The organism is Guyparkeria sp., from assembly GCF_046545975.1.
Taxonomy (GTDB): domain Bacteria; phylum Pseudomonadota; class Gammaproteobacteria; order Halothiobacillales; family Halothiobacillaceae; genus Guyparkeria.
This window is the reverse complement of sequence record NZ_JBKGYT010000078.1, coordinates 1-7,970: the sequence shown is the minus strand read 5'-3', so window position 1 is coordinate 7,970 and position 7,970 is coordinate 1. Positions and strand designations below refer to the sequence as shown.

General features: G+C 67.2%; 6 protein-coding genes. 3 read left to right on the top strand and 3 right to left on the bottom strand.

Annotation, left to right across the window (positions count from 1 at the left end; translation table 11 throughout):
• Together ACLFMY_RS07470 and ACLFMY_RS07465 are read left to right on the top strand one after the other, a co-directional pair.
• Positions 1-1,277: CynX/NimT family MFS transporter (locus tag ACLFMY_RS07470; RefSeq protein WP_410764000.1), on the top strand; the 1,277-nt coding region annotated here is incomplete at its 5' end.
• Between the two features lie 91 nt (positions 1,278-1,368).
• On the top strand, positions 1,369-1,755 hold the full coding sequence (locus ACLFMY_RS07465; protein ID WP_410763999.1) for a cupin domain-containing protein: 387 nt from the start codon (positions 1,369-1,371) through the stop codon (positions 1,753-1,755).
• A 94-nt stretch (positions 1,756-1,849) separates the two neighbouring features.
• On the opposite strand, the gene ACLFMY_RS07460 is transcribed toward ACLFMY_RS07465, so the two are convergent.
• From ACLFMY_RS07460 to recG, 3 genes are all read right to left on the bottom strand, one after another.
• The gene (locus tag ACLFMY_RS07460) at positions 1,850-3,052 is read right to left on the bottom strand and encodes an ammonium transporter (protein ID WP_410763998.1); all 1,203 of its coding nucleotides are present in this window, start codon (positions 3,050-3,052) and stop codon (positions 1,850-1,852) included.
• 166 nt (positions 3,053-3,218) lie between these two features.
• On the bottom strand, positions 3,219-5,348 hold the full coding sequence (locus ACLFMY_RS07455; RefSeq protein ID WP_410763996.1) for a diguanylate cyclase: 2,130 nt from the start codon (positions 5,346-5,348) through the stop codon (positions 3,219-3,221).
• A 145-nt stretch (positions 5,349-5,493) separates the two neighbouring features.
• Positions 5,494-7,608 (bottom strand): ATP-dependent DNA helicase RecG, encoded by a 2,115-nt coding sequence (recG, locus tag ACLFMY_RS07450; protein WP_410763995.1) that lies wholly within the window; start codon positions 7,606-7,608, stop codon positions 5,494-5,496.
• 94 nt (positions 7,609-7,702) lie between these two features.
• Here recG and ACLFMY_RS07445 point away from each other — a divergent pair.
• Positions 7,703-7,970, top strand: a 268-nt coding sequence (locus tag ACLFMY_RS07445; protein ID WP_410763994.1) for a hypothetical protein, incomplete at its 3' end; no start/stop codon positions are given.

The following is a 7,970-nucleotide window of genomic DNA, read 5'->3' as shown; positions in this document are numbered from 1 at the left end:
TGTTCGGTGCCGGCCTGATCGCGATCACCTACGGGCTCGCGCGTTTCGCCTTCGGCCTGTTCGTCCCCCCCATCCGTGCCGAGCTGGGGCTGACGCCGGATGTGGTCGGCGTCATCGGGGCGCTTCCGCTGATCAGTTTCATTCTGGCCTCGCTGGTCGCGCCGATTCTCGCCGTTCGGATAGGGGCACGCTACACGGCGATGCTGTCCGGCACGATCGGTGCCAGTGGTCTCCTGGTGATCAGCCAGGCCCCGGATGCGCTGTCGCTCGGCGTGGGGGTATTCGCTTGCGGCATCGCCACCGGCCTGATGATGCCGGCACTGTCGGGCGCCATGCAGGCGGTGGTCGACCGGTCGATGCACGGTCGGGTGAGCTCGATCATGAACGCGGGCACCAGCGTCGGCGTGATCGTGGCCGTGCCGGCGGTGCTGTTCCTGGCCGACGCCTGGCGTTTCGCCTACGGGTCGTTCGCTATCCTGGCAGCTATCGGGGTGGTGGCCACCTGGTTCGTCATCCCCTCGGTGTCGCGGTTTACGTCGTGGGATGCCGCGCCGCCCCCGCCGATCGGCAGCCTGCAACGATGGCGCCTGGGCAGGCTTTCGGTGTTTGCCTTCCTCATGGGCTTCGTCTCCGCCGCCTACTGGATCTTCGCGCCCGATCTGGCGGTCACGCTGGGCGAGTTGCCGCCGGGTGCGACCGGCTGGTTGTGGCTGGCGGTCGGCGTCGCCGGCCTCGGTGGTGCGGCGGTGGCCGACCTGGCCGATCGCAACAACCCGCCCATCACCCAGGCACTGATGCTGATGATGCTGGCCACGAGCCTGGCGCTGCTCGCCGCCAGCCCGGGCAATGCCTTTCTCGCGGCCTTTTCCGCGCTGGTCTTCGGCCTGGCCTACATGAGCCTGACGGGGCTCTACCTGATGACCGGCATCCGCCTGTTGCCGGGACGCCTGTCGATGGGGCCGGTGCTGCCGTTCATGGCGGTCTCGCTGGGGCAGGCGGCCGGTTCGCCCGTCGTCGGCTCGCTGGTGAATGCATTCGGCTACGCCGAGGCGTTTGCCATGTTCTCCGCCATGGGCGTCCTGGTGGCAATCCTGTCGCCTCTCTACCCGGGCTCCATCGGCTCGGAGCCCGAGAAGGAGGCCGAGGGCGAAGCCGGCCTCCAGGCGGCCTACGATTACCAGTTCCTGGACGCGGATGGCGAGCCGCTGGAGCCAGCCACGGGAGAAGCCGAAAACCCCGGGGAACCTCGGCACGATGACGCCTCTCGCTCCCGGTGACTCCCCGGCCAGTTACCCGGGCGGCATCGGCCGGGGTTGGCTACACTTTTGATTGTGAGTGGTCGGTCAACCTCGAGGGGAGGGCGGCGTTATGCGGATCGCGAAAGACGATATTCCCGTGCGGATCGATGTTCCCGGGGCAACGGTGAGGCAGAAGGGCGGGTTCGGCGATGTCTCGGGATACGAGACGATGGGGGCCGAATACTTCTCGTTTGGCGCCGGCACGGATATCACCGAGTTGCTGCAAGGCCTCGACGGTGACCTGTGCCAGAGTCCGCACTGGGGCTACGTGGTCAAGGGTGCGATCACGGCGTTGTACGCCGACGGCAGCGAAGAGACGTCGTCGACCGGCGACCTGTTCTACTGGCCGCCGGGTCACAGCGTCCGGGCCGAGGACGATACGGACATCGTGATGTTCAGTCCCCAGCACGAGCACGGCGCCGTGATCGAGCACATCAGGCGTCAGGTCGGCGACTGACCCCGGCTTCCCGGGCTGCCCGGCATGCCTTCCCGGTTTTTCCAGGCACCCGGAAAAGGCATGGTCCGTTTCGCGCAGGCCGCCATCTATTCGCTCACCGTCCGCCGTCGACCGTGGGCGTGGCGCTGATGCGGTGGATGGACAGGTCGGCGCCCTCGAATTCCTCTTCCTCGCTCAGGCGGATGCCGACGCTGCGCTTGAGTGCCCAGTAGACGACGAACCCGCCGGCCAGGGCGATGATGATGCCCACGGTGGTACCGATGAGCTGGGAGATCAGGTTCACGCCGCCCATGCCCCCGAGGGCCTCCAGGCCGAAGATGCCGGCGGCGATGGCGCCCCAGGCGCCGCACAGCCCGTGCAGCGGCCAGACGCCCAGCACGTCGTCGATCTTCCAGCGGTTCTGGGTGAGGATGAAGGTGCCGACGAACAGCGCCCCGGCGATCGCGCCGATGGCGAGCGCCCCGAGCGGGTGGACGATGTCCGAGCCGGCACAGATGGCCACCAGCCCGGCCAGCGGCCCGTTGTGGACGAAGCCCGGGTCGTTGCGGCCGACGAACAGCGCGGCGAGCACCCCGCCGACCATCGCCATCAGCGAGTTGATGGCCACCAGCCCGGAAACGGCCTCGACCGATTGTGCCGACATGACGTTGAAGCCGAACCAGCCCACGGTGAGGATCCACGCCCCCAGCGCAAGGAAGGGAATGCTCGACGGCGGATGGGCCGACATGGTGCCGTTCCTGCCGTAGCGCCCGCGGCGCGCGCCCAGCAGCAGTACCGCGGCCAGCGCGATCCAGCCGCCCATGCCGTGCACCACCATCGAGCCGGCGAAGTCGTGGAAGCCGGCGCCGAAAGTGGACTCCAGCCAGCCCTGCAGGCCGAAGCGGCCGTTCCAGATCATGCCTTCGTAGAGCGGGTAGATCAGCGCGACGATCACGAAGGTGGCGGCCAGCACGGGGTAGAACTTCGCCCGCTCGGCGATGCCGCCGGAGATGATCGCCGGGATGGCCGCGGCGAAGGTGAGCAGGAAGAAGAACTTCACCAGCTCGTAGCCGTTGCCCACGTTGAGCTCGGCAGCCGCGGCGTAGAAGTCCATGCCGTAGGCGATGGAATAGCCGATGAAGAAATAGGCGATGGTCGCCACGGCGAAGTCCGCGATGATCTTCACCAGGGCGTTGACCTGGTTCTTCGCGCGCACCGTGCCCACCTCGAGAAAGGCGAAGCCGGCGTGCATGGCCAGCACCATTGCCGCGCCGATCAGGAGAAAGAAGGTGTTCGCACCACTCTGGAACGTTTCCATGGTCGTCTCCGGTTCAAGATGATGCTTGCACCAGAAGCAGGAAACGTTCCATGCGTGCGTGCCGCCTTTTGAGGCGCGCCGGACGATTCATTTGCACGATCGGTGTGCGCTTGGGCGCGAAAACGCACGATGCCGGTGCATTCGGGCGGCTGTCGGCAGTACCTGTCTAACGGATCACCACGGTATTGCGCCCCAGTCGCTTGGCCTCGTAGAGGGCGTCATCGGCGCGCTTGATCAGCGTGTCGGAGGTGTCTCCGGCGCGGAAGAGGCTGGCGCCGACGCTGGTGGTCACGCGCTCGACGTCGCTGAATGCCTGTGCCTCGACGGACGCGCGCAGCCGCTCGGCAAAGGCGTGCAGCGTGGTCCGGTCGGCGTGCGCCGAAATGACGAGGAATTCCTCGCCGCCCCAGCGGCCCAGGACGTCGGTCTGGCGGCAGGTCCTGCGCAGCACGTCGGTGAACTCCCGCAGGACGGTATCGCCGCTGCGGTGCCCGAAGCGGTCGTTGATCTGCTTGAAGTGGTCGATGTCGAGGATCAGTACCCCGAAACCCTCGCCGTAGCGGTGGGCACGGCGGGTTTCCTCTTCGAGCACCTGGTCGAGCCGATGGCGGTTGTACACGCCGGTCAGCTTGTCGGTCACGGCGAGCCGCTCGGCTTCCCGGTAGGCCGCTTCCAGCTGCCGCTTGAGGCCGGCCTGCTTGAGATAGACCGCCAGGCCGATGGCCATGAGCAGGGCGAAGACGGCGGTCACCACCCAGAGCAGGGTGTAGTCCATCCGCTGTTCGTAGCGCACCGAGATCCACTTGTCGTTGATGGTCCGCCGCTGCTCGTCGGTGATGCTGTTCACGGCCTTCTGCATGATGCCGTGGAGGACCGGCTGCCCTTCGCGCACCGCAACCCCCATGTTCCAGGACAGCCCGGTATCGCCCGTGATGCGCAGGTCGCCGGCGTATTCCGTCTGCAGCTTGTAACCGATGGTGGCGAGCGTGCCGATATAACCGAACACCTCGCCGCGGCGCACCATCTCCAGCCCGGCGTCGATGTCGGTGACCTCGATCAGCTCGAGCTCGGGGTAATCCTCGCGCAGCAGCTCGGCGAAGGCGTACAGCGCCGGGATGGCGATCCTCCGCCCGGCGAGATCCTCCAGCCCGGTGACGAAGGCCACGTCGGACTGGGTGGCCACGACCAGCGGTGTGCGGATGTAGCTGTCGGTGAAATCGAGATAGGTCTCCCGCTCCGGCGTACGCATCGCCAGGCTGAGCAGGTCGCAGCGACCGGCCTTGAGATGGTTCACCGACTCGGTCCAGGTCTCGGCGTGGACGGGGCGGAAGTCCACCGAGAGTACCTTCTCGAACAGGGCGAAGTAGTCGGCGCTGATGCCCTCGTGGTCGCCGTTTTCGTCGAAGCGCTCGAAGGGCATCCAGTTCGGGTCGATGCAGATGTCGATGCGTCCCTTGTCTCTCAGGTAGGCCCGCTCCTCGGCGGTGAGGTCCGGGGTGGGTTCGTCGCCCTTGTTCCTGACGTCGAGCCACCGCTGGGTCAGCGCTTCCCACTCGGCCGGGGTGATGTCGTCCATCGCCTTCTGCACGATCGAGCGCAATTCGGGCTTGTCCGGGGTTATGCCGAAGCGCAGGTCCTCCCCGGAGACCCCCGGCAGTTCGAGCTCGCCGGCGATGCGGACGTTGGTGTAGGCGCGGCGCTTGATGATCTGGTTGATGTTGCTCAGGTTCTGTACCAGCGCGTCGATCTCGCCGAGCACCAGCGCACGGATCATGCCCTGGTAGGTGTCGAATCGCACCAGCTCCATTTCGCCGGCGTCCTCGAGGTCGCCATCGTAGAAGATGTCGCGGATGATGCCGACCTTCCGCCCGGCGAGATCCTCGATGCCCGCGTACCCGCCGAAGTCGTCGCGGACGAAGACGAAAACCGGGATGCGGTAGTACGGCTCGGTGTAGAGGGTGAAGGGGGTACGGTCCTCCCGGTAGGAGATGCTGGAGATCATGTCGACCTCGCCGCGGCGGAAACGGCGCAGCGATTCTCCCCAGACCCCGAAGCGCTTCTCGAAATCGAGGCCGGCCTTTTCGCCCACGAGATCCAGCAGGTCGTGCTCGAAGCCGACTCCGCTGCCCTCGTCCTCGATGGTGAACGGCGGGTGCTCGACCATCATGGCGATGGTGACGGAGGGGTTCTCCTCGATGAATGCCCGTTCCGCCGAGTTCAGCGAAACGGCCGACGCGCCGGTCGAAAGCGATAGCAGGCAGGTCCAGGAGAGGACGAGGAGGAGTTGCTTGATCACAAGCGCCGGGTTCCCTCGATGCAGTTGGGCGGCCGAAGGGCGATTTGGCCGCCAATCTTCCGTGTTATTCCCTTTCGACAGTATGTCAGCAGCCGGAGGCGGGCAAGGGGCGACGGTTTGTGCCTCGGAAGGGTCGGCGCAGGAGCTAGACCTGCCCGTACTGCCCCGCCGCCCCCACCCACCGGGCGATCAGCGGATTGATCGAGTCGGGGAACCGTTCCAGCAGTTGGTCCGCCAGTTTTCCCGCTTCCTCCAGCTTGTCCTGATCTTCCAGCAGGTCGGCGATTCGGAGCTTGGCGATACCCGCCTGGCGGGTGCCGAGAACCTCGCCGGGGCCGCGCTGTTCGAGGTCCGCCTCGGCCAGCCGGAAGCCGTCCTCGGTCTCGCGCATCAGGGCCAGCCGGGCGCGGGCGCGATCGGAGAGCGGTTCCTCGAACAGCAGCACGCAGTGGCTGGCGGTCGCGCCACGTCCGACGCGGCCGCGCAGCTGGTGCAGCTGGGCCAGCCCCATGCGCTCGGCGTTCTCGATGATCATCAGCGAGGCGTTGGGTACGTCCACGCCCACCTCGATCACCGTGGTCGCCACCAGCAGGTGGTAGTCGCCGGCCTTGAAGCGGGCCATCTCGCGCTGCTTGTCGGCCGCCGACATGCGCCCGTGCACCATGCCGATCGAGAGATGCGGCAGTTCCTTGCCGAGCATGGCGAAAGTGGTCTCGGCCGCCTGCGCCTCGATCTGGCCCTCCTCGATCAGCGGGCAGACCCAGTAGGCCTGCCGCCCTCCGGCACACACCTGACTGATGCGCTCGATCACCTCGCCACGGCGGTCGGCGCGCACCACCACGGTAGTCACCGGGGTGCGGCCGGGCGGCAGCTCGTCGATGATCGAGACGTCGAGGTCGGCGAACTGCGTCATCGCCAGCGTGCGCGGGATGGGGGTGGCGGTCATGATCAGCTGGTGCGGCCGACGCGCGCCGCCCTCCTGGTTCGCCCCCTTGTCGGTCAGCGCCAGGCGCTGGTGGACGCCGAAGCGATGCTGTTCGTCGACGATCACCAGTCCCAGTCGGTGGAAGTCGACCGATTCCTGGAACAGGGCATGGGTGCCGATCACGATCTGCGCCCGCCCGTCGGCCAGTTGTGCCAGCCCCTCGCGGCGTCGAGCCGCCGACTGCTGGCCGCTCATCAGTCGCACCGACAGGCCCAGCGGCTCGAACCACTGCGCGAAGTTGCGCGCGTGCTGCTCGGCGAGGAGTGCCGTGGGAGCCATCAGCGCGACCTGGTAGCCGGCGTCGATCACGTCCAGCGCGGCGGCCGCGGCCACCAGCGTCTTGCCCGAGCCGACGTCGCCCTGTACCAGCCGCAGCATCGGCAGGCGCTGGGCCAGGTCGGTCTTGATCTCGCCGATCACCCGTTTCTGGGCGCCGGTGGGCGTGAAGCCCAGCTGGCCGAGCAGCTGACCGAACAGATGCTCGCGCGGCGGGATGGCCGGGGCGGCGACCTGCCGGGTGACCGCCCGGCGCTGGCGCAGCGCGAGGATATGGGTGGCCAGTTCCTCGGTGATCAGGCGCTGGAATGCCGGCTCGTCCCGCCGCGGCACGCCCTCGTTTCGCTTCGGGACGTGGATGCGTTGCAGGGCCTTCATCAGCGGCGGCCAGCCGCGGGGCTCGCGGATGGCGGCGGGCAGCGGGTCGCGCAGCTCGCGCACGGCGATTTCCAGCGCCGCACCGACCAGTTGGCGCAGCTTGATCTGGCCCACCCCTTCCGTGGCCGGGTAGACGGGCTGGATGTGGCCGATCTGGGTGGGGGCGACCAGTTCCGGCTGGGCCATCTCCAGTCCGTGGGGGCCGTGCTGAAGTTCGCCGAACAGCAGGTAGCTCCGCCCGGACTGCGGGGTGGGGCCGAAACGGCCGAAGAACCAGATCGTCAGCGGGGTGGGGCCGTGCGGGCCCTCGCCCGTGCCCTGGCAGACCAGTCGGGCCTTGCCGCGGAACAGCGGCCGGACCTCGGTGATGCGCACCTCGAACAGCGCCGGCTCGCCGACGTGATCGGGGTCAAGTGGCTGCTTGGTGCCGCGATCCTCGTAGCGAAGCGGCTGGTGCCAGAGCAGATCCTCGATCCTCTCGATGTGCAGCCGGGCGAGCTTCTCGGCCAGCTTCGGGCCGACGCCCGGCAACTCGGCGACCGGCGAGAAAAGCCCCGCGGGCGCCTTCTGTCGGCGTTTCGAGCTGCCTTTGCGGCCGTTGGTCGGGGCGGGGGAAGACATGGCGTTGCCGGTTCTGTCAAACGGAAGGGATTGCCTATATAATACGCGCGGTTGCGCTTGCTAAAACGACGATAAAAGATTCTGGAGGATTCTCGTGGCTCAACATACTCCCAAGGTCGATCCGATCTCGAAGGTGGTGGGGTTCGTCTCGGCGCTGGTGCTGCTGGCTGCCGTGTTCTACCTGGTGAACGCCCTGTTCAGCACGGTCGACAGGAACACCACCGTCGGTGAAGCGGTCGAGAAGCCGGAAGTCAAGGAAGAGACCAAGACCGCGTCGGCGGACGACGACGAGGCCGAGAAGTCCTCCGATGATGACAGCGAGGATGCCGGTGGTGATGACCGCGAAGGTGACGGTGGTGATG

Bases quoted from the DNA above. Each gene is read 5' to 3' on its own strand.
- ACLFMY_RS07465 (WP_410763999.1), top strand. From the start codon at position 1,369: ATGCGGATCGCGAAAGACGATATTCCCGTGCGGATCGATGTTCCCGGG.
- recG (WP_410763995.1), bottom strand. From the start codon at position 7,608: ATGTCTTCCCCCGCCCCGACCAACGGCCGCAAAGGCAGCTCGAAACGC.
- ACLFMY_RS07460 (WP_410763998.1), bottom strand. From the start codon at position 3,052: ATGGAAACGTTCCAGAGTGGTGCGAACACCTTCTTTCTCCTGATCGGC.